This window comes from Pseudarthrobacter sp. MDT1-22 (assembly GCF_054511035.1).
The window spans coordinates 1-26,823 of record NZ_JBTNDK010000007.1; the positions used below are offsets into that span (position 1 = coordinate 1).

The following is a 26,823-nucleotide window of genomic DNA, read 5'->3' on the forward strand; positions in this document are numbered from 1 at the left end:
CGAACCCGCGTCGGTGGCCTGGCACGCCGTCGGACGTGCCGGGGACGTGGCCGGCAAGAGTGTGCTGGTGATCGGCTGCGGCCCGATCGGCGCCCTGGCCGTCACGGTCCTCAAACGTGCCGGCGCGGCCCGGATCACCGCCGTCGACGTCCATGCCAAACCGCTGGAGATCGCCGCCGCCGTCGGAGCGGATCACACCCTGCAGGCCGGGGACACGGACGCGATCGCCGCGGTGCAGGCCGATGTGGTCATCGAGTCCTCGGGCAGCCACCACGGCCTGGCCTCAGCCATTCAGGGCGCGGGGCGCGGCGGTACCGTGGTCATGGTCGGGCTGCTGCCCACCGGACCCCAGCCGGTCCTGATCTCCCTGGCCATCACCCGGGAACTGGACCTGCGCGGATCCTTCCGCTTCAACAACGAAATCGACGACGTCATCACAGCCCTCGCCGACGGCACCCTGAACATCGGCCCCGTCATCACCCACGAATACCCCCTCAGCCAAGGCCTGGAAGCCTTCGAAACAGCCAGGAACTCCGCCACATCAGGAAAAGTACTCCTCAACTTCCAACCGGAATAGCACGATAAAGGACGCCCTGGTTCTGGCTGGTTCTGGGCGTTGTCAGCTCCGGCGGACGGGAAGGAACACCCGGGGCTGGTCCGTCCACGTTCCGGACAGCCGGGATGTGGTGCGGCGCATGATCTGTTCAGAAGCGGCCCGGGCCGTGGCGGCGTCCCCGGCGGCAACCGCTTCGGCGAGATCGACGTGCCACTGCAGCGCCCCCTCATGGGGGTGGTCCGGCATTAGTCCGTGGACCGTGCGCCCCGTCAGGGTCTCCGCCACCTGCCCCATCAGGTTGGCGAACATTTCGTTCCCCGATCCGGAAAGCAGGACCGAGTGAAAGGCGATGTCCAGCTCCAGGAACTTCTGCGCGTCCCCGGAGTGGCCGGCGTCGCGCAGGGCATGGGCAATGTCCACCAGCTCACGCCGGAGCTGTGCCGGGGCATTGTTCGCGGCCAGCTCGGCAGCTGCGGGCTCGACGGCGGACCGCAGTTCGATCAGTGAACGCAGCTGGGCGCCGCGGGCGTCGCTGGATAGCCGCCAGCGGATGACCTGGGAATCGAAGGGGTTCCAGCGGCTCGGCGGCAGCACGCGGATCCCCACCCGCTTGGTGGTTTCCACGAGGCCCAGGGACTGAAGGACCCGCACGGCCTCGCGGACCACGGAACGCGAAACCTGCAGTTCTTCCTCAAGGTGCTCGGCCAGCATAATGTGTCCGGTGGGCAGCTCGCCCGTGATGATCCGGGTGCCTAGGTTCTCGATGGCACGGTGGTGCAGGCTGGTCGACATGGACTCAAGCCTAAACTGGGATTGACTGGGCCCGTTCCACAAAGTGGGCACCGCTTCCCTCAAGCCGATTGAATATATATGCTTTATTAGGATCCATCGGTTCGTGACAGCGTGCTTCGCAGCGAACGCGGAGCCATCTGCACATCCATTGCACAACGAAATTGGAGTTTTGATGTCTGCACACATCGGTGTCACCGGCCTTGCGGTGATGGGCGCCAACCTGGCCCGCAACCTGGCCCGCAACGGCTTCACCGTTGCCCTGCACAACAGGTCTGTTGAAAAGACCGACGCGCTGCTCGAAAAGCACGGCACGGACGGCGACTTTGTCCGGACCGAAACGCTGCAGGAACTTGTTGACTCGCTGGAGAAGCCCCGCCGCGTCCTGATCATGGTCAAGGCCGGCAAGCCGGTTGACTCGGTCATCGAGCAGCTTGAACCCTTGCTGGAAGCCGGCGACATCATCATCGACGCCGGAAACTCCCACTACGAGGACACCCGCCGCCGCGAAGCCGCGCTTGCGAAGAAGGACCTGCACTTCGTCGGCATCGGCGTCTCCGGCGGTGAGGAAGGTGCCCTGAACGGCCCGTCCATCATGCCCGGTGGTTCCAAGGAGTCCTACGACGCCCTCGGCCCGCTGCTCGAAAAGATCTCCGCGCACGTCGACGGCAAGCCCTGCTGTGCCTGGATCGGTACCGACGGCGCCGGCCACTTCGTCAAGATGGTCCACAACGGCATCGAATACGCCGACATGCAGGTCATCGGCGAAGCCTTCGACCTCCTCCGCTCCGGCGCCGGCATCGAACCCGCTGACCAGGCCAAGATCTTCGAAGAGTGGAACAAGGGCGAACTCGCCTCCTTCCTGATCGAAATCTCCGCCGAGGTCCTGGGCCACGTTGACACCCGCACCGGCAAGCCGTTCGTAGATGTTGTGGTGGATGCCGCAGGCCAGAAGGGCACCGGACGCTGGACGGTCATCTCCGCGCTGGAGCTTGGTTCCCCGACGTCGGGCATCGCCGAGTCGGTCTTCGCCCGCGCCTTGTCATCGCAGTCCGAGCAGCGCAAGATCGCCCAGGAACTACTCGCCGGTGAGGAAATTGCCGTCGACGTTCCAGATACCTTCGTTGAGGACGTCCGCCAGGCGCTGTACGCGTCCAAGCTGGTTTCCTACGCCCAGGGCCTGGACATGCTGACCTCAGCAGCCAAGGAATACGGCTGGGACCTCAAGCTGGACGAGATCGCTTCGCTGTGGCGCGGCGGCTGCATCATCCGTGCAGAGCTGCTCAAGGAAATCACCAACGCCTACGCCGCCGAAGATAAGCCGGCCAACCTGCTGTTCGCCCCGGCGTTCACCAAGGCCATCGCCGAGGTCCTGCCGGCATGGCGCCGCGTGGTCTCCACCGCCGTCCAGCTCGGCATCCCCGTGCCGGTCTTCTCCTCTTCACTGGCCTACTACGACGGCCTGCGCCGCAAGCGACTGCCGGCCGCAGTGATCCAGGGCCAGCGTGACCTCTTCGGCGCGCACACCTACGGCCGCGTCGACGCTGAGGGCACGTTCCACACCTTGTGGGGCGAGGACAAGTCTGAAATCGAAGCAGTGGACACGCACTAATCCCCATGCTCTGATTGCATCAAGCTGCAAACCCTGCGGCCGGCACTTCCCGGATATTCTGGGAGCTGCCGGCCGTTGGCGTTTCCGGCAGCAGCCGCGGTGTCCGTCCATACCAAGGAGTCAGAATGCCCAAGCCAGTCGCATTTGTTACGGGAGCTTCCACGGGTATCGGCTTCGAGGCGGCGAAGAAGCTCAGCAGCCATGGCTTCATCGTCTACGCTGGCGCCCGCCGCGTGGACAGGATGGAGCCGCTGAAAGCGCTGGGCGTCCAGGTCCTGGCACTGGACGTGACGGACGACGACTCGATGCGTGCCGCCGTCGGCCGTGTCCTGGAAGAACGAGGGCGGATAGACGTTCTGGTCAACAACGCCGGCTACGGGTCCTACGGGGCGCTGGAACAGGTGGACCTGGCCGAAGGCCGGCGCCAATTCGAAGTGAACGTCTTTGGCCTTGCCAGGATGACCCAGCTGGTCCTGCCGGCCATGCGGAGTGCGGGCCGGGGCAGGATCATCAACATCTCGTCCATCGGCGGAAAATTCTACGAACCCCTCGGTGCCTGGTACCACGCCACGAAGTTCGCCGTCGAGGGCATGAGCGATGCGCTGCGGCTGGAACTCAAGCCGCACGGCATCGACGTCGCCGTTATTGAACCGGCAAGTACGCTCAGCGAATGGGGCCGGATTTCCGCTGACGGGCTGTTGGCCAGCAGCGGCGAGGGGCCGTACGCCGCCCAGGCAAAGCACATGGCGGATGTCCTGGCGTCCACGGACAGGCCGGAGACGTCAACGCAGCCAGCGGTGATTGCTGCGGCTGTACTGCACGCGGCCACGGCTGCGCGTCCCCGGACCCGGTATCCGGTGGGCAGGGGAGCGGCAGCCATTCTGGGCCTGCGGCGCGTCCTGCCGGACCGGATCTATGACGCGGTGGTCATGGCAGTCCTGAAGCGTGTTGCCGGGTAGAGGCTGCAGTAACGGATCAGATCCGGTATTCGATGTCGTACTCGGCCGGATCCACTGCGGGTTTGGTTTCGCGCTGGGCATCGCGGTGGCGCCACTTGGCGGGCACTCCGGTGACAATCGATTCCGGCGGCGCGTCCTTGACCACCACGGCGTTGGCGCCCACGGCGCTGTCCCGGCCGATGGTGATGGGTCCCAGGATCTTGGCCCCGGCACCGATGGTGACCCGGTCCTCAATGGTGGGGTGGCGCTTGACCTTGGCCAGGGAGCGGCCGCCCAACGTGACGCCGTGATAGATCATCACGTCTTCGCCGATTTCGGCGGTCTCGCCGATGACCACACCCATACCGTGGTCGATGAAGAAGCGCCGGCCGATCGTGGCGCCGGGATGGATCTCGATTCCGGTCAGGAAGCGGCCCAGCTGCGACACCAGCCGCGCCGGGAACCGCAGCCCCGGGCTTTGCCACATACGGTGCGTCAGCCGGTGGATCCAGATGGCGTGCAGCCCCGAATAGGCGAAAAAGTTCTCAAAAGAACCTCGAGCCGCCGGGTCGTGTGACCGGGCGGCGTCGAGGTCTTCCTTCAGTCTTGCGAAAAAGCCCACAAAGTTCTTTCTACAGGAAACGGGGCGACAACGGACTGATCAGCCGCGGATGTCGTCATAGAGCACGGTGGAGATGTAACGCTCACCGAAGTCGCAGACAACCGCCACGATCAGCTTGCCGGCATTCTCCGGACGCTTGGCAAGTTCCAGGGCACCCCAGACGATGGCGCCGGAGGAGATGCCGCCGAGGATGCCTTCCTTGACGCCAAGTTCACGGGCGACGCGGACGGAATCCTCCAGGGTGGCGTCCAGGACTTCGTCGTAGACGTTGGTGTCCAGGATTTCCGGGATGAAGTTGGCGCCGATGCCCTGGATCTTGTGCGGCCCGGGAGCGCCGCCGTTCAGGATGGCGGAGTCCTTCGGTTCGATGGCCACAATCTGGACGTCAGGATTGCGTTCCTTCAGGACCTGGCCGACGCCGGTGACGGTTCCGCCGGTGCCGATGCCGGCGACGAAGATGTCCACCTTGCCGTCGGTGTCGGACCAGATTTCCTCGGCGGTGGTGGTGCGGTGGATCTCAGGGTTGGCCTCGTTGGCGAACTGCTGGGCCCAGATGGAGTTCTCCGTGTTGGCCACGATTTCCTGGGCCTTTTCCACGGCGCCGCGCATGCCCTCGGAACCCGGGGTCAGCACAATTTCGGCACCGAACGCGCGCAGCATAACGCGGCGTTCGGTGGACATGGTCTCCGGCATGGTCAGGATGACCTTGTAGCCGCGGGCAGCGCCCACCATGGCCAGGGCGATGCCGGTGTTGCCGGAAGTGCCTTCAACGATGGTGCCGCCGGGCTTGAGGGCGCCGGACTTCTCGGCGGCGTCAACGATGGCCACGCCGATGCGATCCTTGACGCTGTTTGCCGGGTTGTAGAACTCCAGCTTGACGGCCACAGTGGCGCCCAGGCCCTCGGTGAGCCGGTTCAGGCGGACCAGCGGAGTGCCGCCGACCAACTGCGTTACATCGTCATAGATCCGTGCCATGTAGATATGCCTATCTCTCAAGAGTGAATGCTGAGGTCAGCCTAACGATGGCTGAGCGGCGCTGCTAAGCATTAAGCCATGCAGAGTAATATTTCCTGGCCTTGGCGAGCTTGGGATTGATGATCACCTGGCAGTAGCCCTGCTCGGGATACTTGGCGTAGTAGTCCTGATGGACCTCCTCCGCGGCATGGAACCGCGGCAGCCGGCTGACCTCGGTCACAATCGGGTGCGACCACAGCGCCTGGTTCCGTTCGATGGCTTCCTCGAAGAGAATCTTCTCCTCGGTGGTCTCATAGAACATGGACGAGCGGTACTGGGTGCCGACGTCGTACCCTTGGCGGTTGAGCGTGGTGGGATCGTGCAGGGCAAAGAACATGTCCAGGATGACCTCGGCCGGAATGACGGCCTCGTCAAAGGTGACGGCCACAACTTCGGCATGGCCGGTGGTCCCGCCGCAGACGGAGTAGTAGTCGGGGTACGGGTCGTGGCCGCCCGTATAGCCGGAAACCACCGAGCTGACGCCTTTGGTTATCTGGTAAACGGCGTCAAGGCACCAGAAGCAGCCTCCACCAAGAACAAAAGTTTTCATGACCTCTTCAATGGTTGAGTGCCCCGGATGATTCCCTGACCACCTTACGAGACTGTGACACATGCGGGCCAGATGGCTCCATGGGGTAAAAATGAGACTATGGAACCTGTGAACACCGGCGTTACAGATGCGGACAAGCACGACGACGGCACCCTTACCGGGGAGGACGCTGCAGCGGATGGTCCAGCTGCTCCCACGCTGGGCCAGGTGCTGCTGGCGGTCGAGGAACTCTGGCCCGAGTCCCTGGCCGAAAACTGGGACGAAGTTGGGCTCGTGGCCGGCCACCCCTCAGCGCCCGTTACCAGGGTGATGTTCGCCGTTGATCCCACGCTCACGGTGATCGAGGAAGCCGTGGAATGGGGTGCCGAGCTCCTGATCACCCACCACCCCTTGCTCCTCAAAGGCGTCACGTCGGTGGCCGCCACCACTGCCAAAGGGCAGGCCATCCACCGTCTCATCGAGTCCGGCACCGCTCTCCTGACCGTTCACACCAACGGTGATTCCGCCGTCGGGGGCGTTTCCGACGTCCTGGCTGATGCGCTGGGACTGGAGGGCGTTGTCCCGCTGACCGTTGCCGCAAACGGCCTGCCCGAGGAAGGCATCGGACGCGTGGGTGATCTGGCGGACGTGATGAGCCTGGGCGATTTCGCAGCCAGGGTGTTCGGCATCCTGCCGTCGGTGGCCGGGGGAGTCCGCGTGTCCGGGGATAAGGATGGGCTGGTGCGGCGTATTGCGGTTTGCGGCGGGGCCGGGGATTCCCTGTTTAACGAAGTGCGGGCCAACAACGCCGACGTCTATGTCACCGCCGACCTCCGGCACCATCCGGCGTCCGAAGCCCGGGAAGCGGCAGTGAACGGCCGGCCGTACCTGATTGACGTTTCGCACTTCGCCAGCGAATGGCTCTGGCTGCCCGCCGCTGCGTCGGCACTGGGCAATGTGCTCGCCGATCAGGGCCACGACGTCGAGATCCAGGTAAGTACCACCAACAGCGATCCGTGGGACTTCATTCTGACGCCGGGCTAAGCCTGGCGTGCGAACTCCGTCGCCGGGCCCACACCGGCGAGGGACCCACACCGAGCGCAGCGAGGTTTGGGAGCCGGTGGGGACCTGTCGAGCCTGGGGAGCACGCTAGGCGCTAGAGTCTATAGAGCGCCGATACGGTGCCCGGCTTCGGCCGGATTGGATTTAGCGGAGGTAAATAGTGGCCAAGGCAGCACCGGCGGAACAGTTGAAGTTGCTCGAACTGCAGGGGCTGGACGCAAAGCTCAAGTCCCTCTCCAACCGCCGTCGCGCCCTGGAAACTGATCCTCGGATCGAGGACCTGCAGTCAGCCCTTTCCGTCGCCAACGGTGAACTCGGCTCCGCCAAGATGGCCGTCCATGACGCCGAGGCCGAGCTGAAGCGCGCCGAGGCCGACGTCGAACAGGTCGCCTCCCGCATCGAACGCGACGAAGCCCGGCTCAACAGCGGAACAGGGCTGTCAAAGGACCTCGTGGCCCTGCAGAAGGACATTGCCTCCCTCAACAAGCGCCGGTCCGACCTTGAAGACGTGGAGTTGGAAGTCCTGGAACGCCTGGATTCGCTGCGCGAGCGCCAGGCTGCCCAGCAGCTCATCGTGGACAACGTCCAGGGCTCGTTCGGAGGCATCCGCGCCGAACTCGATGAGGCCCTGGCCGAGGTGGCCGCTGAAGCGACCGTTGTCCGCGGCAAGCGTGCCGAATTCGCTGCAGGACTCGACGCCGGGATGCTGGCTATTTACGGAAAGACGCTCGCTAAGCGGGGAGCGGGCGCCGCCCGGTTGTTCCACGGAACCTCTGAAGCCTCCGGCATGAAGCTGAGCCCCGGAGACCTCGCAGAAATCAAGGCCGCCGCCGAAGACGACATTGTGTTCTGCCCGGACTCCGGCGCCATCCTCGTGCGCTCCGCCGAGTGGAACACCCCCGCCCCAACTGCCTAGCAGCCCATGTAAGTAGCACTAACTGTCGTTTTGAACGTTCAAAACGACAGTTAGTGCTACTTAGTTGGGAAGGATGATGTTCAGGGCGTGCGGTTTCCGCGCTGAACCGTCAACCAACTCCGCGTCCCATTTCTCGCGCGCGGCCTTCAGCAGCTGTACCGGGGTCTGCGGGGCGTTGCCGCGGCGGGCAAGCAGGTGCCGTGCCAGCTCGCCGCGCGTGTGTTTCGCGAAGTGGCTGACCACCTTGCGCACCCCGTTGACCTCGGTGAACACGTTGATGGCCACCGTCTGAGCCGGCGGTGGTGCCCATGCCATGGCATACGTGCTGGAGCGGCAGTCCACGAGCAGATGCCCGGACACCGACTCCGCGAGGGCTTCCGAAAGCTGCGGCTTCCAGAACGAGGCGAGGCGGCCGACGTCGGGCAGTGCCGTTCCCATCGACAGCCGGTAGGCGGGCACACGATCGGCGAAGCGGATGGCACCCCACAGGGCCGAGATCACGAGCACCGAACCATCGGCCTTCCGGCGCTGCGCCGGGGTCAGCGTTTTGTAGCCGAGGGCGTCGTACAGAACGCCCGAATAAATCTGGTGCGCAGGGGCCGCCGGTTCGGCGTGGAGCCGGGTGTTGCGTTCGACGTCGTCCTGCAGTGATGCGCCGACGCCGAGCAGCGCGAGGGCATCCTCATGTGCACTCACCGTCCCCAGCGCTTCCAGGACCTTGGCCCGGTAGGTGTTGAGTTCAGGAAAACTCAGTGACGGCCAGTCGACGGCGGACCCGCGGACTGCGGGGGTCTTGCCTTCGGAGGGGGGAAGCAGAATCAGCACCGTACGATCCTACCGGCGACTGAGGGGCCTCCTTCCGGCGGTAGACTGGCTGCGGATGGGTTGACCAGGCGGCCGCGCGTCACGCAAGTGGCTCGAGGAACGTCCGGGCTCCGCAGGGCAGGGTGGTGGGTAACGCCCACTCGGGGTAACCCGCAGGCCAGTGCCACAGAGAACAGACCGCCTGCGTCTTCCGGCAACGGAAGCTCAGCAGGTAAGGGTGAAACGGTGGTGTAAGAGACCACCAGCTTCCCGGGTGACCGGGAAGGCTAGGTAAACCCCACCCGGAGCAAGGCCAGACAGGACACGTTTGAGGGCTGCCCGCCCGAGTGTCCGGGTAGGCCGCTGGAGGGCGTCGGCAACGGCGTCCGTAGATGGATGGCCGCTACTCCCGCGCTGGTAACGGCACGGGAGCACAGAACCCGGCGTATCGGTCAACCCATCCAACACCACCCGCCGGGCACCGACGCGCCCCGCATGTGAGTGATTTCACGCCGGTTGCGGCGGTCCGCGGTGTCGCTCCAGCCTAGAATAGAGAGCGAACGTAGAAGTTCTGCCGCCGGGTCTGCGTTCGCAGCCGGTGGCTTTTCTTTACGCTTCTCCACGGCACCCGGGATGGACCGCATCCTGCCGGTGCCAGAGCCCCTGGACAACATCAGGTGGCCGCCAACCGCGTACGACGACGTATGCGGCTGAACCGAGGAAGGTAGTTCTGTGAGCCAGACGTCAGATTCTTGTCTTGATACGTGGATGGGCCGGGAGGCTCTCGCCGAGGCCATGATTCCGGTGATTGGCCGGCTGTACCGCGAAAACAACGTGGTGACCAGCATTCACGGCCGCAGCCTGATCAACAAGTCCACTATGAACATCCTCAAGGCGCACCGTTTCGCCCGCCGCATGAGCAACACCGAGCTCCTGCTCGAAGAGACCGCACCGCTGCTGAACATCCTGGCTCAGCTGGAGCTAGGTGCGGCGGCCATCGACGTCGCCCGCCTCGCGGAGAAGTTCAAGGCAGAAGGCGACGGCGCCACCCTGGAAGAGTTCCTCCGCGCCGAGCTTGCCGAGGTAGTAGGCAGGCGTGGTGGCGATGACCGCACCAGCACCGACGTTGTGCTCTACGGCTTTGGCCGGATCGGCCGCCTGCTGGCGCGCCTTCTCATCGAAAAGGCCGGCGGCGGCCACGGCCTGCGCCTGCGTGCCATCGTGGTGCGCCGCGGCTCGGACAAGGACCTCACCAAGCGCGCCAGCCTTCTGCGCCGCGACTCGGTCCACGGCTCCTTCGAGGGAACCATCCGCGTGGACGAGGACGCCAACACCATCACCGCGAACGGTGTGCAGGTCCAGGTCATCTACTCGGACAACCCCGCCACGATCGACTACACCGCGTACGGCATCCACAACGCCCTGGTGGTGGACAACACGGGCCGCTGGCGCGACGCTGAGGGCCTGTCCCAGCACCTGCAGAGCAAGGGCGTTGCCCGCGTTCTCCTGACTGCCCCGGGTAAGGGCGCGCTGAAGAACATCGTGCACGGCATTAACCACGGCACCATCGAGGACACGGACCAGATCGTGTCCGCGGCGTCCTGCACCACCAATGCCATTACCCCGGTCCTGAAGGCCATCAACGACAAGTTCGGTGTGATCCACGGCCACGTGGAGACGGTCCACTCCTTCACCAACGACCAGAACCTGATCGATAACTTCCACAAGGGCGACCGCCGGGGCCGCTCCGCCGCGCTGAACATGGTCATCACGGAAACCGGTGCGGCCACCGCTGTGGCGAAGGCCCTGCCCGAACTGCTGGGCAAGCTCACGGGCAGTTCCATCCGGGTCCCCACGCCGGACGTCTCGCTGGCGATCCTGAACCTCAGCCTGGAAAACGGCACCACCAAGGATGAGGTGAATGATTATCTGCGTCAGATGTCCCTGCATTCGGACCTCCGCAAGCAGATTGACTACATCGATTCGCCTGAGGTTGTTTCCACGGACTTCGTCGGCTCGCGCCGTGCCGGCATCGTTGACGGCCTCGCCACGATCTCCAACGACAAGAACCTGATTCTTTACGTCTGGTACGACAACGAGTTCGGCTACAGCTGCCAGGTAGTCCGGGTTATGGAAGAGATGGCCGGCGTCAACCCGCAGGCGTTCCCCGCCAAGGAGGCCGCTGCGGCCTTGGCCGCAATCGCCGTCTAGGCCGTTTGCGGGCTGGCTGCCGGACATTCCCGGCTGGTTCGCTGGAATCAGCCGGGAATCGGGACCACACTGGTGGCATGGATAACGAAACTCTCCACGAGACCACCCTTGAACACGCCCTCGACGTCGCCAGGGCCAACCACAAAGAGGCCATCAGGCTCCTGGAGCAGGCCCGCGCGTCCCGGGCTTCCGGCGACGTCGGCGACGACCGCGTGCGCCAGCTCGAAGGGCTCCTTCAGGTTGCCGAAGAAGACCTGCGCCGTGTAGTCCGGGAGCAGTAGCCGGCCGTAGCAGTAGGCGGATGTCCCGGGCCACTCGTCCTCCCCATTGTGGATAACCGCATGGGTGTCAGTGGGGTGGCCTAGGCTCTTCTGGTGCATTACATTTCAGGAAGAGCCGGTTGCCCATGACCGTCAGCTGGCGTGCCTACCGCCGTGCCCGCCGCCGCTCGAGGCAGGCCTGGGCTCTACTGGCGGTGCTGGCCGTGTCGGCAGTGGGCTCCGCGGGGTGGTTTTTCACCGCGGGCCAGTTCGCTGTGGCAGAACCGGCAATCGCCGGGCCCCGCGAGGCGCCTGTTTTCGACGGGACCTGGATGAAGCCCGTGATCCCGGTGCACGCTGTACCGCAGGGGAGTGCCCTGACCGCCCTCGAGCGGCTTCCCGTCAAGGGACGGGCTCCCAAAGACAATTACCAGCGGGAGGCCTTCGGGCAGGCCTGGCTGGACGTGGACCGGAACGGCTGCGACACCCGCAATGACATCCTCCGCAGGGACCTCACCGCTGTGGGCTTCACGGAGGGTTCCAAATGCAAGGTAGTGTCAGGGTCCATCCATGAGCCGTACACGGGCAAAGCCATGTTGTTCCGGCGTGGCCCGGAAAGCAGCAAGGAAATCCAGATCGATCACGTCGTGGCGCTCAGTGACGCGTGGCAGAAAGGCGCACAGGGGCTGACCCCGCAGCAGCGCCAGAGCCTGGCCAACGATCCGTTAAACCTCATCGCCGCGGACGGTCCTGCAAATCAGCAGAAGAGCGCAAGCGACGCCGCCACCTGGCTGCCGAAGAACAAAAACATCCGCTGCCATTACGTGGCCCGCCAGATCTCGGTGAAGGCATCCTATGGACTGTGGGTCACGCAGCCGGAGAAGGATGCGATGAAGCGCGTCCTGGACTCCTGCCCGGACCAGCCAACCATTACTGCGAGGTAATGCGTCGGCTCAGTGGCCGAACGGGTCCGGATCCACACCGGGCATCCAGGTCAGGCCGGGCACACCCCAGCCGCTCTTCTTGGCCAGTTTCATGGCCTTCCGTGCATAGCGGTCAATCAGCCGGTTGACGTAGAGCTTTCCGTCGAGGTGGTCGTATTCGTGCTGGATGACCCGTGCGAACCATCCGGTCGCTTCGAACTCCACAGGCTGCCCATGGCCGTCAAATCCTTCCACCCGCGCCCACTCCGCACGCTTGAGCGGGTATGCGCCGCCGGGGAAGGAGAGGCAGCCCTCTTCCTCTTCCTCGGGGTCCGGCAGCGCGCCAGAGATCTTGGACAGGGTCAGTACCGGGTTTACCAGGACCCCGATGGGCGGAGCGCCGTCGTCATTGGCGTACTTGTACACAAAGATTCTTTTGCCCACACCGACCTGCGGCGCCGCCAGGCCCACGCCGTTGGCGGCCTCGTTGGTTTCAAACATGTCCGCGATCAGGGTGCGCAGTTCGTCGTCGAAAACCTCCACCTCGGCGGCGCGGCGGTGCAGCACCGGTTCACCCCAGACGGTGATTGGCAGAACTGTCATGTCAGGCGGCCCTTCGTGCGTGCGGCGTGGCGCCGGCGGTTATGCAAAAAAATGGAGGCCGTACCGGATATCCGGTACGGCCTCCAAATGGACGGCTTTCACTGCCGCCCTATGAGGGTGAGCTACGGGGGTTGAACCCGCGACCTCCTGGACCACAACCAGGCGCTCTGCCAACTGAGCTAAGCCCACCATGCGCCCCACAGATTTCCCGGTAGTCCGGTGCTCTGGAAAGGCAACTCAAATAGCTTACCTGCTGTTTGAGGGTGCTTGCGCCATTTTTGGGCTTTTTGCGAAAATTTCCGCCAAACGTGGCGCAGATTACTCTTTCGGAATACCTGCTGTGCCCGGCGAGGCAGTGATGCGCTGGGCGACTTCACGGGCCGTGGCGCTGTCAGGCCCCGGAGCCGGAACGAAAACCGCCTCGCGGTAGTAGCGGAGCTCGTCGATGGAATCCTGGATGTCACCCAGGGCGCGGTGGCCGCCCTTCTTGGCGGGGGACTGGAAGTAAGCCCGGGCGAACCAGCGGCGGGAGAGTTCCTTAATGGTGCTCACGTCGATCACGCGGTAATGCAGGTGCTCCACAACGGCCGGCATGTCGCGGGAGAGGAAGACGCGGTCGGTCCCCACGGAATTGCCGCCCAGCGGTGCCTTGCGCGGGTCCGGCACCCACTTTTCGATGTATTCCATCACGGCGGCTTCGGCCTCGGCCATGGTCTTGCCGTGCGGCAGTTCCTTGAGCAGCCCGGACCGGGTGTGCATGTCCCTCACGAAGTCGTTCATCTGGGCGAGGGCCGCATCCTCAGGCTTGATCACCACGTCCACACCGTCGCCGAGAATGTTGAGCTCTGAGTCCGTCACCAGCGCCGCCACCTCGATCAGGGCGTCGTTCTTGATGTCCAGGCCGGTCATTTCGCAGTCGATCCAGACGATGCGTTCGTTAGATATAGGCACCGGACCAGCCTACCGTTTAGCTCCGGCGCAACCGTCCGATGCTAGGATTTCGGGTACATGGGGCGAGGATTTTGCCGCTGTGCGGTGTCTGCGCGGCCCGGGCGGCCACAGCCGCCCGCGGGACTGAAGCGCCGAGTGTAAAGAGATTGGACGATCCTAAGATGACGGCGCCTGTGCCTGCAACGGGGGAGATGGCGGCCAGCGTGATCCCGGAGCCCGGTGCGGCAGAAGTGGATAACGCCAGGTCCCCCATCCTTGCCGGTCTTGTCGGCTCGGTGCTTATGGTGTTCGGATCCCTCGGCGTCGGCTGGCTGGCCCCCGTTTCCGAACTCCGCCGCGTACCGATCTTTATCTGGATGCGGACGGAGGCCATCGGCGTTGCCCTGGCCATCGTGCTGGTTGCGGTAGGCGGCATGCTCCTGGTCCGCTCCTGGCTGAGGCTCGGCCAGCGGGTCCGCGTATGGGGGCCGGCGGCGCGAAAGGCAACGCTGCAGGCCATCGCAGCATGGGGCCTGCCGTTGATGTTCACCGTCCCGCTCTTCAGCCGCGACGTGTATGCCTACATTGGTCAGGGCAGGCTGATGGTGGAGGGGTTCAACCCCTACGAGAACGGCATCTCGGCGTTGTCCAACTATTTCCAGCTTGGCGCCGACAAGCAGTGGACTGAAGCTCCCGTGCCGTACGGCCAGCTGTTTCTGTGGATCGAGCAGTTTGTGGTCTGGTCCACCAACGTCCAGCCCGAGGCCAGCGTGATGCTTTTCAGGCTCGTGGCGCTGTTTGGTGTGGTCCTCTGTGTCATCTACGTGCCCAAGCTGGCCGAGCTTCACGGCGTCAATCCGCACCGCGCCTTGTGGCTCACCGCGGCCAACCCCCTGTTCCTCACCAACTTCATCGCCAGCGTCCACAACGACGCCCTCATGATCGGGTTGGCCCTTGCCGGGCTGTATTACGCGGCCACCAGGCGCGTGGTGCTGGGCATAGTCCTCGTCACCCTTTCCATCGCCGTCAAGCCCATCACCATCGTTTTCCTGCCGTTCATCGGCCTGATCTGGGCAGGCAAGAACGCCGGCTGGCCGCGGAAATTCCTGTTCTGGGGACTGACCGGAGGGCTGAGCCTGGCCATTCTGTACGGCCTGAGCCTCGTCAACGGGTTCGGCTTCGGCTGGATCAATGGGCTGTCCGCCCCTGGCAGCCTCTTCATTTGGTACGCGCCGGTGGGCTTGGTGGGGCTGATGGTCGCTTCCGTTTCGAACGCCTTCGGCCTCGACGGGTGGACGCTCGCCGACTGGGTGTTCGACGCCGGCAAAATACTTGCCGTAGGCATCGTCGCCTTCCAGATATTCAGGGGTGAGCATGAGCGGCTGATCCGCCGCCTCACCTTGGGCTTTGCGGCCATTGTGGTGCTGGCGCCGATGATCCAGGCCTGGTACGTGGTGTGGCTCATCCCGCTGTTCGCGGTGACAGGCATCCGCAATGACTGGCAGGTCAAGGCCCTGTATTTCATCGTATCGTTCTTCATGATCTACGCCATTTCTGACCAGCTGGAGGTATTTCCCTACCTCCAGACCGAGGACCTGGGACTTGCCCTGGTCCTGGCCCGCTTCGCGGCGGCGATTACCGGCCTGCTTTTTGCTATGTACCTGATCTTCATGGATCCAGACACCAAAGGGCTTTTCCGGAAGTCGGCCGAACCGGTGACCGAACGCCCCGTTATCTAGTCTCCGCAGGCGCGGTTATCCGGCGCCGGTGATTCCCGCCGTCGTGCCCTGTTCCAGATGCCGCAAGGCTTCCTTCCGGGACCGCGGACTCAACCGCGTACCCTTTTCCACCACGAAATCGTGTACCCACTCCGGGTCCGTTTTGGCGTATTCACGAAGCGCCCAGCCAATGGCCTTCCGGATGAAAAACTCCGGGTCCGCCAGGTTCGGCTCAATGACAGCCCGCAGCAGGTCCTGATCCGTGCTGGCCTTGGCCTTCAACTGCGAGGTGATGGCCGACCGCCGGATCCAGAAGTCCTGGTCCGTGCTCCAGGCCAGCAGGAGTTCGGTCATCATGGGCCGGTGGGCCTGAAGAAGCCCGCCGATACGATGCGACACCCCATCCACGAAATCCCACCACGCGCCGGTGCGGATGATCTCCTCATAGACCGGGAGCATCAGCTGGTCACGGGCCACCAACCGGAGGCTTGTCAGGTCAATGGCCGCATAGCGTTCCTCGCGTACTGTGGAGCCGCGCCAGAGTTCCAGCACCGTGGCCCGCAACTGGCCCGCCGACGTAACGGGGTGGACGGAAGCAGCGGCCAGCGCCAGCCGCCTGACTTCCGGGACTCTGACGCCCAGTGACGGCAGGCTGGACTTCATATACGCCTGCGCGCCAGTGGCCCGCACCGGGTCAGTCCGCTCCCGCAGCGCCGCGCGCACGGCATCCAGCAACTCGCGGTTCGGAGTCTCCGTACCCGGAGCATCCGTGACCGGTGCGTCCGTGTCCAGCGATTCGTCATTCGGCGACATTCGGTCCATGGTGCAACTTTAGCGAGGTGCCGGCGGCGTGGATGTCGGCCGGTCCATCCTCAGCGGGACGGCTCTAGAGTGGGACCAGACAAACTGCACGTTCCCGTGAACCGTGCTACCCGACGTCGGAGGTTCCCTGCATGTCCATGATCAAGACTCCCGAGCAGATTGCCCTCATGCGCGAAGCCGGGCGGGTGGTGGCCAATACCCTGGCGGCGGTGCGTCAGGCCGCCGGAGTGGGTGTCACCCTGCGTGACCTCGATGCGCTGGCCGCGGAGACGATTGCCACGGCGGGAGCGACACCGGCCTTCCTGGACTACCACCCGCGCTGGGCCGCAGTTCCCTTTCCCGGCGTGATCTGCACAAGTGTGAACGACGCCGTGGTCCACGGAATCCCCGACGGCTACAGACTCCAGGACGGTGACCTGCTAAGCGTGGATTGCGGGGCATTCCTGGAGGGCTGGTGCGGCGATGCGGCCGTCAGTTTCATTGTGGGAACACCCGATCCTGTGGACCAGGCCCTCATTGATGCCACGGATGCCGCCTTGGCCCGTGGGATCGAGGCAGCCCGGATCGGCAACAAAATGGGCGATCTTGCCTACGCGATCGGCGGCGCCGCGCGGCGGGCGGGCTACGGTCTGCTGGCTGACCACGGCGGCCACGGGATCGGCCGCACCATGCACGCCGAACCGCCGGTGCCCAACGACGGCAGGCCGGGACGGGGGATCAAGCTCACCGAGGGGCTGGTCATCGCCATCGAGCCTATGCTGATCCTTGGCCGCAAGGACGACTACTATCAGGACGACGACGGTTGGACGCTGCGTTCCGCCAACGGACGCCGGGCTGCCCACAGCGAACACACAGTGGCCATCACTGCCGATGGCCCGCTGATCCTTACGCTCCCTTAGGTCCGGTGAGGCTCAGGCGCACCATGGCCCGCCCTGGGACGGCGCTGCTGTCCACGGTGAACCCGGCGCGCAGGAAGAGGTTCAGCGTGCCGTGGTAAAGGTCTGCGGGTCCCGCGTTGGGCCGCTGCTCGCGGTCCACCGGGTAGCCTTCCACAACGTCGGCACCATTGAGCCGGGCATGCTCGACGGCGGCGCGCAGCAGCGCGGCTGCCACACCGCTCCGGCGGTGGCCGGCGGCGACCACGAAGCAGGTCACTGACCACACCCCGCCGGACGCATCCGGTGATGCTGTTTCGGAATCGGGCGGCCCTGGTTCCTCAGCCAGCCGCAGCATGCGGGAGCGAAGCACTCGGGGATAACAGGTCCGTGGCTCCACGGCACACCAGCCCACGGGCTGACCGTCGACGAAGGCGAGGACGCCGGGGGCGGGGGAGCCGCCGTCGAACCTTTCCTTCAACTGTGCCTTGCGGGCGGCCGGCCCCAGCGCGGAGTACTCCGGACCGGTGAGGGCAAAGAAGCGGCACCAGCAGCGGGGACGGCTCGCCGGGGCGGCTGAACAAGCGCTCGACGCCGTTCCACTGCGCCGCGGCCGTCGTCAGGCCGGGGGCGGGCCCGTCCGTCATGCTGGTCAGGCCACCGACTCGGCGCTGGTCGGGTGTGCCACTTCGGTGCTGCGCCGGAGTATGACCTGGCCGGTTATCGGGGGCGATCCGGCATCGTCGGCGGACGGGCCGGCTGCGCTGCTGGCGGCCTGCCGTCCGATCTCCTCCAGGGGAAGGTGCACCGTGGAGAGGGCCGGCCGGAAATCGCGCAGAGTCTCAATATCGTCGAAACCGGCAACGGCGGCGTCGCGCGGGATCCGCAGTCCCTGGGAGCGCAGCGCGGCAGCGGCCCCGATGGCCATAACATCGTTGACGGCAAAGATGCAGAGCCGTTTTGTCGCGGTCCCGGGTTGGGACGCTGTGATCCGTGCAGCCAGGGCGAGGCCGGCCTCGAAGCCGCCCGCACGGGTGAAGTCCGTGCGGATGACGTCCGCGGCAGGCAGGCCGGCGCTGGCGAGGCCGCGCTGGAACCCACGGATCCGGTCGTCGGAGGTGAACAGCCCTTCCGGGCCGCCGACGATGACGAAGTCTTCTTCCCGCGACGCGGCCAGCTCGGTTGCGAGCTGCGCGGCCAGCTCCTCATTGGGCACACTCACCACGTGGTAGCCGTCCGCTGTCGCGGCCCCCACAATCCCGTGGCCGATCACGCCCACGTGGCCGCCGTTGCGGCAGTATCGGTCCAGTTCCGCAGCGAGTTCGGTGTTGCCTTCCAGGTCCTCGGTGCGGGAGGTCCGTGATCCTGCGATCACGATGGAATCGGCGCGGCGTGCGGCGAAGGCAGCCACGGCCTCCTTCTCACTGTCTGGAGCGCCCTCGGTGGTGGCCAGCAGCACCATCTTGTGCTGTTCCCTCGCGGCATCCTGGACGCCGCGGGCAATGGCTGCGAAGTACGGATCGGCAATGTCATGCACGATCAGCCCGATCAGCCCGGAGCTGGACTTGGCCAGCCCCTGCGCCTGGGCGTTGGGAATGTAGCCGAGGGATTCGGCGGCCTGGCGCACCCGGTCCGCAATATCCTTGCCGGGTATCCGGGCGGAGCCGTTCAGCACGCGGGAGGCGGTGGCCGGCGAAACGCCCGCCAGCCGGGCCACCTCGGTGAGGGTACTTGCAGCCACAACTTCTCCCGTTCGTACAGACTTTCAGCGCCGTTAGCGCCGCTTTCAGTATGGCAGTTTGAGGATACTTTGGGAAAGCGCTTGCCAACCCGAACGCGAGCGGTGCATGATGGACGCAGTGGGAATGCGCTTTCCCAATATCCCTTGAGTAACACTGCTCACTCACCGTGGAGGACACATGGGCTTCGAAACAAAGACGATCCGTATCGCCATGAATGGCATCACCGGCCGGATGGGTTACCGCCAGCACCTGCTGCGTTCCATCCTTCCCATCCGCGACGCTGGGGGCTTCACGCTGGAGGACGGCACCAAGGTCCAGGTGGAGCCCATCCTGGTGGGCCGCAATGAAGCCAAGATCCGCGAACTGGCCGAACTGCACAAGGTGGCCGAGTGGACCACGGACCTTGATTCCGTGATCAATGACCCCACCGTGGACATCATCTTCGACGCCTCCATGACCAGCCTCCGCGCTGCCACGCTCAAGAAGGCAATGCTGGCCGGCAAGCACATCTTCACCGAGAAGCCCACGGCCGAGTCCCTCGAAGAGGCCATCGAGTTGGCCCGCATCGGCAAAGAAGCCGGCGTCACCGCCGGTGTTGTGCACGACAAGCTGTACCTGCCCGGCCTGGTCAAGCTCCGCCGCCTCGTGGACGAAGGCTTCTTCGGCCGCATCCTGTCCATCCGCGGCGAATTCGGCTACTGGGTCTTCGAAGGCGACGTCCAGGCAGCACAGCGACCGTCCTGGAACTACCGCAAAGAAGACGGCGGCGGCATGACCACGGACATGTTCTGCCATTGGAACTACGTCCTCGAAGGCATTATCGGCAAGGTCAAGAGCGTCAACGCCAAGACCGCCACCCACATCCCGGCCCGCTGGGACGAGGCAGGCAAGGAGTACAAAGCCACGGCGGACGACGCCTCCTACGGCATCTTCGAACTCGAAACGCCGGCGGGCGAGCCGGTCATCGGCCAGATCAACTCCTCTTGGGCTGTCCGCGTCTACCGCGACGAGCTTGTGGAATTCCAGATCGACGGCACGCACGGTTCGGCCGTTGCCGGACTCAACAAGTGCGTAGCCCAGCAGCGTGCCCACACCCCCAAGCCCGTCTGGAACCCGGACCTGCCCGTCACGGAATCCTTCCGCAGCCAGTGGCAGGAAGTCCCTGCCAACGCCGAGCTGGATAACGGCTTCAAGCTGCAGTGGGAAGAGTTCCTGCGCGACGTGGTGGCCGGCCGCGAGCACCGCTTCGGCCTGTTGTCCGCCGCCCGCGGCGTCCAGCTCGCCGAGCTTGGCCTGCAGTCCAACGACGAACGCCGCACCATCGACATCCCGGAGATCACGCTCTGATGACTTCCCTGATTCTTCCCACCCACGGCGGCGGCACCCGCGAGTACCGCCTCCAGGGCGGCGTGTCGTGGGCCCGCCCCACCGTCCCGCTCACGTCGCGGCGTGCCTACGCCGCCGCGCACGTCATTCCCGAGGTCCTGGCGGACAACACGCCAGGTGCCCCGGCCAGCCTCGACTGGGACGCCACCCTGGCGTACCGGCACGAACTCTGGTCCTACGGCCTCGGTGTCGCCGATGCGATGGACACCGCCCAGCGCGGCATGGGCCTGGACTGGGCCGCAACCCAGCAGCTCATCAAGCGCACCGGTGTGGAGGCCGCTTCGGTGGTCGCTGCCGGTGGCCCCGCTACCGCCGGGAAGACTGTGCGCGATCTCGTCTCGTGCGGCGCCGGCACCGACCAGCTGGACCTCGCCGCACTGCCCACCGGCAACGCAGGACTCGCCGCTGTCCTGGACGCCTACCGCGAGCAGATCGCCGTCGTCAGTGAAGCCGGACCCAAGATCATCCTGATGGCTTCCCGGGCGCTGGCCCGCGTGGCCAACGGTCCGGACGACTACCTGCACGTCTACTCCACGTTGCTGCAGGAAGTGGACCAGCCCGTCATCCTGCACTGGCTCGGAACCATGTTCGATCCCGCGCTGGCCGGCTACTGGGGTTCGGACGACGTCGCTGCCGCGACCGAGACCTTTCTGTCCCTTGTCCGCCAGCACGCGGACAAGGTGGACGGCGTGAAGGTATCGCTGCTGGATGCTTCGCACGAGGTTGCCCTGCGCGCTGCCCTGCCGGAAGGGGTCTGCCTCTACACCGGCGACGACTTCAACTACCCGGAACTGATCGACGGCGACGGCAGCCACCACTCGGACGCGCTGCTGGGCATCTTCGCTGCGATCTACCCTGCCGCATCGGTTGCGCTGCAGAAGTACGACGCCGGCAAGGCTGAGGAAGCGCGCGCCATCCTGGACTCCACCCGCGAGCTCGGCAAGCACATCTTCAGCGCCCCCACGTTCTACTACAAGACCGGGATCGCCTTCATGTCATGGCTCAACGGCAGGCAGCCCGGCTTCCAGATGGTGGGCGGCCTGCACTCCGGCCGCTCCGTCTGCCACCTGGCCAAGACCTTCGAACTTGCCGACCAGGCAGGGCTGCTGAAGGACCCGGCGCTCGCCGCGTTCCGGATGTCCGACTACCTGCGCATCAACGGAGTGGGAGTATGACATCCAATTCAGAACCGTCCCCTTTTTCACGGCTTTCCCTGAACAGCGCCACCACCAAGAAGCTGACGCTTGCCGAAGTTGTTGGTGGCTGTGTACGCGCCGGAATCCCCGCGATCGCCCCGTGGCGCGACCGGGTTGAAGAAGCGGGGCTGGACAAGGCCGCGAAGCTGATCAAGGACGCGGGCCTCCGGGTGTCCTCCCTGTGCCGCGGCGGCTTCCTGACAGCGCCCGACGCTGAGGGCCAGGCCGCCGCCCTGGCGGACAACCGCGCGGCCGTCCTCGAAGCCGCTGCGCTGGACACCAGGGAACTCTTCATGGTGGTCGGCGGCCTGGCGCCGGGGGAGAAGGACGTGGTGGCAGCCCGCCAGCGCGTTGCCGACCGCCTCGCCGATCTTGTCCCGTTCGCCACCGAGAACGGCATCCGGCTGGTGCTCGAACCCCTGCACCCCATGTACGCAGCGGACCGCGCCGTCATTTCGACCCTGGGCCAGGCCCTGGATCTTGCAGCCCCGTTTAATGCTCAGGCGGTGGGCGTCGCCGTCGACACCTTCCACGTCTGGTGGGACCCGGACCTGAAGGCCCAGATTGTACGTGCTGGCAGGGACGGGCGCATCGCCTCCTACCAGGTGTGTGACTTCAACATGCCCATAGCGGCCGATCCACTGCTGTCCCGCGGATTTATGGGCGACGGCGTCATCGACTTCGCCACCATCGGCACCTGGGTCAGGGACGCCGGGTACACCGGGGACATCGAAGTTGAAATCTTCAACCAGGAGATCTGGGACGCCGACGGAGATGCTGTCATGGAGACCGTCAAGGCCCGCTACGCGGAACTCGTCCTGCCCTACGCCTGATTCACACCGCAGGTTCGTAACACTCACACAACGAAGAACACCCCCGGTCCGAAGACCGGGGGTGTTCTTCGCTGACCGGCCCATCCGTAGCGGAGGTGCTGGTTCAACAACTTGTGCCCCAGGAGGGAATCGAACCCCCGACCGGCGGATTAGAAGGCCGCTGCTCTATCCCCTGAGCTACTGGGGCACGTGGCGCCACGACGATAGATCCGGCGCATCAAAAGTCTACATTGCCCCGACGCGCAGCAGCGTCAGCGTCGCGCACTGCCGGTACTCCTCCTCAACAGGGCGGTTGCAGGCAGGGTTGTGCACATACGCGAAGTTGTCCCTCGCGGTCCGGTGCCGTCCGCGCGAAGCTGGTTCTGCCGCTAAGGCGCTACCTTTCGAGACAGGACAAGACGATGACTGACTACCAAACATTCCGGGGCTTCGTTGCCACGGATATCAAGACCTCCACGACTCCGGGCGGCGTTGGCACCGCCTCGTTCCGCCTCGGTTCAACGGCGCGGCGTTTTGACCGGGCCACCAGCACCTGGGTGGATAGCCACACCAACTGGTTCAACGTCCAGGGCTACCGTCAGCTTGCCGGAAACATGGCCTGCAGCATCAAGAAGGGCCAGTGCGTCATCGTCGTTGGCCGGCTCAAGCTGCGCAGCTGGGAGAAAGACGGCCGGGTCTACCATTCGGCCGAAATCGATGCGGATTCCGTGGGTCACGACCTCAAGCGCGGTTCGGCCAACTACATCCGTACCAGCGACACCGGACTGCACCTCGTCTCAGACAACGGCGCGGCAGGGCAGGAGGCGTCAGCGGAGGGCAGCGGCGTCGGCCCCGCTGATCCTGACGAGGACGGCGGAGACCCGGAAGAAGGGGAGCACACGGACGACGACGCTGCAGCGTTGGGAGTCTTCCACGAGGATGCAGACGGCAACCGCATTCCGGTGGATGCTGAAACAGGCGAGCTCGCCGGAGCCACCGTCTGAAAGTGCTGGCGTTGGATACCGCACGGGACGCGGGCGGGCCCGGGGCCGGCAGTCCGCCCGCGCCGGGACCGTTCCGTCCCAGGCGTGGCCGCGTGGCAGAATGGCGGCATGAATCGCGCGACGGACAACCGGCAGGCAACCCCAATCACCAGCCGGACCACCCGTTCCCGGCGGTTTGGGGCACGTGCGGGTCGGGCGCCTGCGGCGCTCGCCGGAAGCCTCCTGATGGTTCTTGCGCTTGCAGCCTGCACTGGCAGCTCCCCAACGGCGGCAGGCACGGGCGCTGCCACGCCCGGCGAAATGGCACCCCCCTCGGGGCTGGCAACCACGGGCTCCACCCAGCCGGCCGCCACGTCCCCGGCGGAGGATCCGGACACCGTGGCGATGAAACAGACTGTGACGGATGCGCTGGGGAAGCTGGCGGCGGGGACACCAAAGCCAGCCACAGCCCAGGTGACAGATGCCCTGACCGGCGCCGGGATTTCCCCGCCGGCGCTCGAAGTGTCGGCGAGCCGGACGCCTACCGGGCTGGAAGCTGATGCCATTGAGGTCGCTGTGTTGCAGGGCACGGACTGCGTGGTGGGACAGGTCCGTGACGGCAAGGTCACCGTTATCATTCTGCCTGTCTTGGCCAGCGGCAAGTGTTTCGTGGGAGCGGCTGCCTGACGCCTCGAATGTGAGTTAAGCCCGCCAACCCACTAGATTTGGAACCATGGCGGAATTTATCTACACAATGACCAATGCCCGCAAGGCAGTTGGCGAAAAACTCATTCTTGACAACGTAAGCATGTCGTTCTTCCCGGGCGCCAAAATCGGTGTTGTAGGCCCGAACGGTGCCGGTAAGTCCACCATCCTGAAGATCATGGCCGGACTGGACATTCCCTCCAACGGTGAGGCCCGGCTCAGCCCCGGTTACACCGTGGGGATCCTGTTGCAGGAACCGCCACTGAACGAGGAAAAGACTGTCCTGGGCAACGTCCAGGAAGGCGTTGGCGAGATCTACGGCAAGATCCAGCGCTTCAACGAGATCTCCGAGGAAATGGCCAGCCCCGACGCTGACTTCGACGTCCTGCTTGAAGAAATGGGTCAGCTGCAGGAAGCCATTGACGCTGCTGAGGCCTGGGATCTCGACTCCCAGCTTGAGCAGGCCATGGACGCCCTCCGCTGCCCGCCCGCGGACGCCGACGTGACGCTGCTCTCCGGCGGTGAGCGCCGCCGCGTGGCCCTCTGCAAGCTCCTGCTGCAGAAGCCCGACCTCCTGCTCCTGGACGAGCCCACCAACCACCTCGACGCCGAGAGCGTACTGTGGCTGGAACAGCACCTCTCCAGCTACGCCGGCGCAGTCCTTGCCGTCACCCACGACCGGTACTTCCTTGACCACGTCGCGGAATGGATCGCCGAGGTTGACCGCGGCCACCTGTACCCCTACGAAGGCAACTACTCCACGTACCTGGAGAAGAAGCGTGCCCGCCTGGAAGTCCAGGGCAAAAAGGACGCCAAGCAGGCCAAGCGCCTCACCGAGGAACTCGAGTGGGTACGCTCCAACGCCAAAGGCCGCCAGACCAAGTCCAAGGCCCGTCTGGCCCGCTACGAGGAGATGGCTGCCGAGGCTGACCGCACCCGCAAGCTTGATTTCGAAGAGATCCAGATCCCGCCGGGCCCGCGCCTGGGCGGGCTGGTCCTGGAAGCCAGGAACCTGCAGAAGGGCTTCGACGACCGCACCCTGATCGACGGACTGTCCTTCACGCTTCCCCGCAACGGCATCGTCGGCGTCATCGGCCCCAACGGCGTGGGCAAGTCCACGCTGTTCAAAACCATCATTGGCCTGGAGCCGCTCGACGGCGGTGAGCTGAAGATCGGCGATTCTGTCAAGATCTCCTACGCGGACCAGAGCCGCGGCGGCATCGACCCGAACAAGACCCTGTGGGAAGTTGTTTCGGACGGCCTCGATTACATCCAGGTGGGCCAGGTCGAAATGCCGTCCCGCGCCTACGTTGCCGCTTTCGGCTTCAAGGGTCCGGACCAGCAGAAGAAGGCCGGGGTGCTCTCCGGTGGTGAGCGCAACCGCCTCAACCTTGCACTGACGCTCAAACAGGGCGGTAACCTGCTGCTCCTTGACGAACCCACTAACGACCTCGACGTCGAAACGCTCAGCAGCCTTGAAAACGCGCTGCTGGAGTTCCCCGGCTGCGCCGTGGTGGTATCGCACGACCGCTGGTTCCTGGACCGGGTGGCCACACACATCCTGGCCTACGAAGGCGACGAGGAAAACCCCGCCAAGTGGTACTGGTTCGAGGGCAACTTCGAATCCTACGAGGAGAACAAGGTAGAGCGGCTCGGACCCGATGCGGCCAAGCCGCACCGCGTGACGCACCGCCGCCTCACCCGCGACTGATCGCAAAGAAGGCCGGCACCCCGTCAGGGTGTCGGCCTTTCTGCTGCCTGCCGGGAGCCAGTCAGCCCGCTCTGCCAGCGGGCTCAGTCAGCCCGCTCAGCCTCAGTTCCGCCCGGCCTTGCGGATCTGGTGCTCCAGGACTTTGGACTGGAACGCGCCAACTACTTTGTTTTTCAGGTCGGTGGGAACCCGGACCATGCCCTCCTGCGCCACCGAGGCAACGTGCTGCCCGGCCCGGTTGAAAATTTTGCCCGTTGCGAGGCCGCGGGCTCCCTGGGCGCTGGGGGATTCCTGGACGTAGAGCAGCCATTCGTCCACCCGGGCGGGACGGTGCCACCACATGGCGTGGTCGAGGCTGGCGACACTCATGCCGGGCGTGATCCAGCTCAGCCCGTGGCGGCGCAGGATGGATTCCAGCAGCGTGTAGTCGCTGGCGTAGGCCAGGGCGGCCCGGTGCAGGTTTGAATCATCGGGCATGGGCCCGAACGTCTTCATCCAGACGGCGTTCCGGGCCTCCTTCTTGCCTTTGGCCGAAACGTAGAGCGGCGGGTCGACGTGCCGGATATCAAAGGGCCGCTCGTAAGCCCAATGCTGGGCGATGGGGTGGTCGAACTTGCCCAGCAGGTCGGCCGTGCTCGGCAGCGACTCAGGATCGGGAATGCCGGCGGGCATCTTGGATTCGTGGTCGAGGCCTTCGTCCAGGTCCTGGAAGGACGCGATCATCGAAAGGATGGGCACCCCTTCCTGGTAGGCATGGACACGCCTCGCCGAAAAGGACCGGCCGTCACGCAGGCGCTGGACACCGAACGTGATGGGCTTGTTGGCGTCGCCGGGCCGGAGGAAATAGCCATGCATGGAATGGACAAACCGTTCCGGGTCCACCGTCCTCATGGAAGCGACCAGCGACTGGGCCAGCACCTGGCCGCCGAACACACGCTGCCGGGGCTGCTGCTGCGATGGGCCAAGGAAGATGTCCTCATCCGTCCGGGCGCCCTCAAGCTCACCAAGGTCCAGGAGCTGGATGAGCGTTTCGGTGGGGTCGCCGCTGGGTGGCGCCAGCAGTCCGGTTTCGGCTTCAGTCATGGATCGACTCTAGACGCCGCC

At 65.1% G+C, this 26,823-nt stretch carries 27 protein-coding genes, 2 tRNA genes and 1 other RNA gene; 17 read left to right on the forward strand and 13 right to left on the reverse strand.

All coding sequences use genetic code 11. The annotated features are described in order from the left end of the window. Window positions 1–577 (forward strand): zinc-binding dehydrogenase (locus ACX80M_RS07390; protein WP_459309336.1); only part of this gene is annotated, 577 nt, incomplete at its 5' end. Window positions 578–619: 42 nt separating this feature from the next. Here the strand turns inward: ACX80M_RS07390 and ACX80M_RS07395 are convergent. After that, window positions 620–1,348, reverse strand: coding sequence for a FadR/GntR family transcriptional regulator (locus tag ACX80M_RS07395; RefSeq protein WP_252601543.1), 729 nt, complete (start codon window positions 1,346–1,348; stop codon window positions 620–622). 172 nt (window positions 1,349–1,520) lie between these two features. On the opposite strand from ACX80M_RS07395, the gene gndA reads away from it, so the two are divergent. Next, window positions 1,521–2,957 (forward strand): NADP-dependent phosphogluconate dehydrogenase, encoded by a 1,437-nt coding sequence (gene gndA, locus ACX80M_RS07400; protein WP_104060870.1) that lies wholly within the window; start codon window positions 1,521–1,523, stop codon window positions 2,955–2,957. 125 nt (window positions 2,958–3,082) lie between these two features. Continuing rightward, window positions 3,083–3,916, forward strand: a complete 834-nt coding sequence (locus tag ACX80M_RS07405) for an oxidoreductase (RefSeq protein ID WP_252601540.1) — start codon at window positions 3,083–3,085, stop codon at window positions 3,914–3,916. Between the two features lie 16 nt (window positions 3,917–3,932). Here ACX80M_RS07405 and epsC read toward each other — a convergent pair whose 3' ends face one another. The 3 genes from epsC to msrA all read right to left on the reverse strand — a co-directional run bounded on the left by epsC (window position 3,933) and on the right by msrA (window position 6,081). Further along, the gene (epsC, locus tag ACX80M_RS07410) at window positions 3,933–4,517 is read right to left on the reverse strand and encodes a serine O-acetyltransferase EpsC (RefSeq protein WP_252601539.1); all 585 of its coding nucleotides are present in this window, start codon (window positions 4,515–4,517) and stop codon (window positions 3,933–3,935) included. Between the two features lie 39 nt (window positions 4,518–4,556). Then, window positions 4,557–5,492 (reverse strand): cysteine synthase A, encoded by a 936-nt coding sequence (gene cysK / locus ACX80M_RS07415; RefSeq protein WP_058932137.1) that lies wholly within the window; start codon window positions 5,490–5,492, stop codon window positions 4,557–4,559. A 64-nt stretch (window positions 5,493–5,556) separates the two neighbouring features. Continuing rightward, window positions 5,557–6,081: a peptide-methionine (S)-S-oxide reductase MsrA gene (gene msrA / locus ACX80M_RS07420; protein WP_252601537.1), complete on the reverse strand. Its 525-nt coding sequence runs from the start codon at window positions 6,079–6,081 to the stop codon at window positions 5,557–5,559. A 99-nt stretch (window positions 6,082–6,180) separates the two neighbouring features. Between msrA and ACX80M_RS07425 the strand changes: the two genes are divergently transcribed. Both ACX80M_RS07425 and ACX80M_RS07430 read left to right on the forward strand, forming a co-directional pair. Then, window positions 6,181–7,104: a Nif3-like dinuclear metal center hexameric protein gene (locus ACX80M_RS07425; protein ID WP_252601535.1), complete on the forward strand. Its 924-nt coding sequence runs from the start codon at window positions 6,181–6,183 to the stop codon at window positions 7,102–7,104. A 178-nt stretch (window positions 7,105–7,282) separates the two neighbouring features. Next, window positions 7,283–8,038 carry a zinc ribbon domain-containing protein gene (locus tag ACX80M_RS07430; protein ID WP_459309337.1) on the forward strand — a complete coding sequence of 252 codons (756 nt, stop codon included), beginning with the start codon at window positions 7,283–7,285 and terminating at the stop codon, window positions 8,036–8,038. A 60-nt stretch (window positions 8,039–8,098) separates the two neighbouring features. On the opposite strand, the gene ACX80M_RS07435 is transcribed toward ACX80M_RS07430, so the two are convergent. Beyond that, entirely contained in the window at window positions 8,099–8,863 is a 765-nt protein-coding gene (locus ACX80M_RS07435) for a YaaA family protein (protein WP_459309338.1), read from the reverse strand. Window positions 8,864–8,919: 56 nt separating this feature from the next. Between ACX80M_RS07435 and rnpB the strand changes: the two genes are divergently transcribed. The 4 genes from rnpB (at window position 8,920) to ACX80M_RS07455 (ending at window position 12,257) form a co-directional block, all read left to right on the forward strand. After that, window positions 8,920–9,306: RNase P RNA component class A (rnpB, locus tag ACX80M_RS07440), an RNA gene on the forward strand. Window positions 9,307–9,574: 268 nt separating this feature from the next. Then, window positions 9,575–11,053: a glyceraldehyde-3-phosphate dehydrogenase gene (locus ACX80M_RS07445; protein WP_308293026.1), complete on the forward strand. Its 1,479-nt coding sequence runs from the start codon at window positions 9,575–9,577 to the stop codon at window positions 11,051–11,053. A gap of 77 nt (window positions 11,054–11,130) precedes the next feature. Further along, window positions 11,131–11,334 carry a hypothetical protein gene (locus ACX80M_RS07450; protein WP_252609453.1) on the forward strand — a complete coding sequence of 68 codons (204 nt, stop codon included), beginning with the start codon at window positions 11,131–11,133 and terminating at the stop codon, window positions 11,332–11,334. A gap of 125 nt (window positions 11,335–11,459) precedes the next feature. Further along, window positions 11,460–12,257 (forward strand): HNH endonuclease family protein, encoded by a 798-nt coding sequence (locus tag ACX80M_RS07455; protein ID WP_459309339.1) that lies wholly within the window; start codon window positions 11,460–11,462, stop codon window positions 12,255–12,257. 9 nt (window positions 12,258–12,266) lie between these two features. On the opposite strand, the gene def is transcribed toward ACX80M_RS07455, so the two are convergent. From def to orn, 3 genes are all read right to left on the reverse strand, one after another. Further along, on the reverse strand, window positions 12,267–12,839 hold the full coding sequence (gene def, locus ACX80M_RS07460) for a peptide deformylase (RefSeq protein WP_252599552.1): 573 nt from the start codon (window positions 12,837–12,839) through the stop codon (window positions 12,267–12,269). Window positions 12,840–12,955: 116 nt separating this feature from the next. Continuing rightward, window positions 12,956–13,028 (reverse strand) — tRNA-His (locus tag ACX80M_RS07465). Window positions 13,029–13,157: 129 nt separating this feature from the next. Beyond that, a complete protein-coding gene (gene orn, locus ACX80M_RS07470; protein WP_082575783.1) occupies window positions 13,158–13,790 on the reverse strand; it encodes an oligoribonuclease in 633 nt (210 codons plus the stop codon). Window positions 13,791–13,951: 161 nt separating this feature from the next. Between orn and mptB the strand changes: the two genes are divergently transcribed. Continuing rightward, window positions 13,952–15,508, forward strand: a complete 1,557-nt coding sequence (gene mptB, locus ACX80M_RS07475; RefSeq protein WP_252599551.1) for a polyprenol phosphomannose-dependent alpha 1,6 mannosyltransferase MptB — start codon at window positions 13,952–13,954, stop codon at window positions 15,506–15,508. A gap of 15 nt (window positions 15,509–15,523) precedes the next feature. Here mptB and ACX80M_RS07480 read toward each other — a convergent pair whose 3' ends face one another. Further along, window positions 15,524–16,300, reverse strand: a complete 777-nt coding sequence (locus ACX80M_RS07480) for a DNA alkylation repair protein (RefSeq protein WP_459309378.1) — start codon at window positions 16,298–16,300, stop codon at window positions 15,524–15,526. Between the two features lie 140 nt (window positions 16,301–16,440). Between ACX80M_RS07480 and map the strand changes: the two genes are divergently transcribed. Continuing rightward, window positions 16,441–17,208 (forward strand): type I methionyl aminopeptidase, encoded by a 768-nt coding sequence (map, locus tag ACX80M_RS07485; RefSeq protein WP_252599549.1) that lies wholly within the window; start codon window positions 16,441–16,443, stop codon window positions 17,206–17,208. On the opposite strand, the gene ACX80M_RS07490 is transcribed toward map, so the two are convergent. Next, complete coding sequence (locus ACX80M_RS07490; RefSeq protein WP_252609462.1) at window positions 17,195–17,665, reverse strand: GNAT family N-acetyltransferase; 471 nt, start codon at window positions 17,663–17,665, stop codon at window positions 17,195–17,197. The two genes, map and ACX80M_RS07490, sit on opposite strands and share 14 nt — an antisense overlap. 171 nt (window positions 17,666–17,836) lie before the next feature. Next, on the reverse strand, window positions 17,837–18,925 hold the full coding sequence (locus tag ACX80M_RS07495; protein WP_252613571.1) for a LacI family DNA-binding transcriptional regulator: 1,089 nt from the start codon (window positions 18,923–18,925) through the stop codon (window positions 17,837–17,839). A 178-nt stretch (window positions 18,926–19,103) separates the two neighbouring features. Between ACX80M_RS07495 and ACX80M_RS07500 the strand changes: the two genes are divergently transcribed. The 3 genes from ACX80M_RS07500 to ACX80M_RS07510 are packed head-to-tail and all read left to right on the forward strand — an operon-like array spanning window position 19,104 to window position 22,341. After that, the gene (locus tag ACX80M_RS07500) at window positions 19,104–20,273 is read left to right on the forward strand and encodes a Gfo/Idh/MocA family protein (RefSeq protein ID WP_252613573.1); all 1,170 of its coding nucleotides are present in this window, start codon (window positions 19,104–19,106) and stop codon (window positions 20,271–20,273) included. Further along, window positions 20,273–21,487: a dihydrodipicolinate synthase family protein gene (locus ACX80M_RS07505; protein WP_252609468.1), complete on the forward strand. Its 1,215-nt coding sequence runs from the start codon at window positions 20,273–20,275 to the stop codon at window positions 21,485–21,487. Before ACX80M_RS07500 ends, ACX80M_RS07505 begins: the two co-directional genes overlap by 1 nt. After that, on the forward strand, window positions 21,484–22,341 hold the full coding sequence (locus tag ACX80M_RS07510; RefSeq protein WP_252613575.1) for a sugar phosphate isomerase/epimerase family protein: 858 nt from the start codon (window positions 21,484–21,486) through the stop codon (window positions 22,339–22,341). The genes ACX80M_RS07505 and ACX80M_RS07510 overlap by 4 nt, the downstream gene beginning before the upstream one ends. A 114-nt stretch (window positions 22,342–22,455) precedes the next feature. Here the strand turns inward: ACX80M_RS07510 and ACX80M_RS07515 are convergent. Beyond that, window positions 22,456–22,528 (reverse strand) — tRNA-Arg (locus ACX80M_RS07515). A 214-nt stretch (window positions 22,529–22,742) separates the two neighbouring features. Here ACX80M_RS07515 and ACX80M_RS07520 point away from each other — a divergent pair. From ACX80M_RS07520 to ettA, 3 genes are all read left to right on the forward strand, one after another. Next, entirely contained in the window at window positions 22,743–23,324 is a 582-nt protein-coding gene (locus ACX80M_RS07520) for a single-stranded DNA-binding protein (protein WP_252599543.1), read from the forward strand. Between the two features lie 108 nt (window positions 23,325–23,432). Next, complete coding sequence (locus tag ACX80M_RS07525) at window positions 23,433–23,990, forward strand: DUF6993 domain-containing protein (RefSeq protein WP_459309340.1); 558 nt, start codon at window positions 23,433–23,435, stop codon at window positions 23,988–23,990. Between the two features lie 46 nt (window positions 23,991–24,036). Further along, window positions 24,037–25,719, forward strand: coding sequence for an energy-dependent translational throttle protein EttA (ettA, locus tag ACX80M_RS07530; protein ID WP_058932192.1), 1,683 nt, complete (start codon window positions 24,037–24,039; stop codon window positions 25,717–25,719). Window positions 25,720–25,821: 102 nt separating this feature from the next. Here ettA and ACX80M_RS07535 read toward each other — a convergent pair whose 3' ends face one another. Further along, entirely contained in the window at window positions 25,822–26,802 is a 981-nt protein-coding gene (locus tag ACX80M_RS07535) for an acyl-CoA thioesterase (RefSeq protein WP_252599541.1), read from the reverse strand. Window positions 26,803–26,823: the final 21 nt, after the last annotated feature.

Excerpts from the sequence above, each read along its gene's own strand:
- msrA (WP_252601537.1), bottom strand. The coding sequence starts at position 6,081 with ATGAAAACTTTTGTTCTTGGTGGAGGCTGCTTCTGGTGCCTTGACGCC.
- ACX80M_RS07505 (WP_252609468.1), top strand. The coding sequence starts at position 20,273 with ATGACTTCCCTGATTCTTCCCACCCACGGCGGCGGCACCCGCGAGTAC.
- ACX80M_RS07520 (WP_252599543.1), top strand. The coding sequence starts at position 22,743 with ATGACTGACTACCAAACATTCCGGGGCTTCGTTGCCACGGATATCAAG.
- ACX80M_RS07480 (WP_459309378.1), bottom strand. The coding sequence starts at position 16,300 with ATGTCGCCGAATGACGAATCGCTGGACACGGACGCACCGGTCACGGAT.
- mptB (WP_252599551.1), top strand. The coding sequence starts at position 13,952 with ATGACGGCGCCTGTGCCTGCAACGGGGGAGATGGCGGCCAGCGTGATC.
- ACX80M_RS07405 (WP_252601540.1), top strand. The coding sequence starts at position 3,083 with ATGCCCAAGCCAGTCGCATTTGTTACGGGAGCTTCCACGGGTATCGGC.
- def (WP_252599552.1), bottom strand. The coding sequence starts at position 12,839 with ATGACAGTTCTGCCAATCACCGTCTGGGGTGAACCGGTGCTGCACCGC.
- cysK (WP_058932137.1), bottom strand. The coding sequence starts at position 5,492 with ATGGCACGGATCTATGACGATGTAACGCAGTTGGTCGGCGGCACTCCG.
- ACX80M_RS07535 (WP_252599541.1), bottom strand. The coding sequence starts at position 26,802 with ATGACTGAAGCCGAAACCGGACTGCTGGCGCCACCCAGCGGCGACCCC.
- ACX80M_RS07455 (WP_459309339.1), top strand. The coding sequence starts at position 11,460 with ATGACCGTCAGCTGGCGTGCCTACCGCCGTGCCCGCCGCCGCTCGAGG.
- ettA (WP_058932192.1), top strand. The coding sequence starts at position 24,037 with ATGGCGGAATTTATCTACACAATGACCAATGCCCGCAAGGCAGTTGGC.
- ACX80M_RS07425 (WP_252601535.1), top strand. The coding sequence starts at position 6,181 with ATGGAACCTGTGAACACCGGCGTTACAGATGCGGACAAGCACGACGAC.
- gndA (WP_104060870.1), top strand. The coding sequence starts at position 1,521 with ATGTCTGCACACATCGGTGTCACCGGCCTTGCGGTGATGGGCGCCAAC.
- ACX80M_RS07525 (WP_459309340.1), top strand. The coding sequence starts at position 23,433 with ATGAATCGCGCGACGGACAACCGGCAGGCAACCCCAATCACCAGCCGG.
- map (WP_252599549.1), top strand. The coding sequence starts at position 16,441 with ATGTCCATGATCAAGACTCCCGAGCAGATTGCCCTCATGCGCGAAGCC.
- ACX80M_RS07395 (WP_252601543.1), bottom strand. The coding sequence starts at position 1,348 with ATGTCGACCAGCCTGCACCACCGTGCCATCGAGAACCTAGGCACCCGG.
- ACX80M_RS07500 (WP_252613573.1), top strand. The coding sequence starts at position 19,104 with ATGGGCTTCGAAACAAAGACGATCCGTATCGCCATGAATGGCATCACC.
- ACX80M_RS07510 (WP_252613575.1), top strand. The coding sequence starts at position 21,484 with ATGACATCCAATTCAGAACCGTCCCCTTTTTCACGGCTTTCCCTGAAC.
- ACX80M_RS07450 (WP_252609453.1), top strand. The coding sequence starts at position 11,131 with ATGGATAACGAAACTCTCCACGAGACCACCCTTGAACACGCCCTCGAC.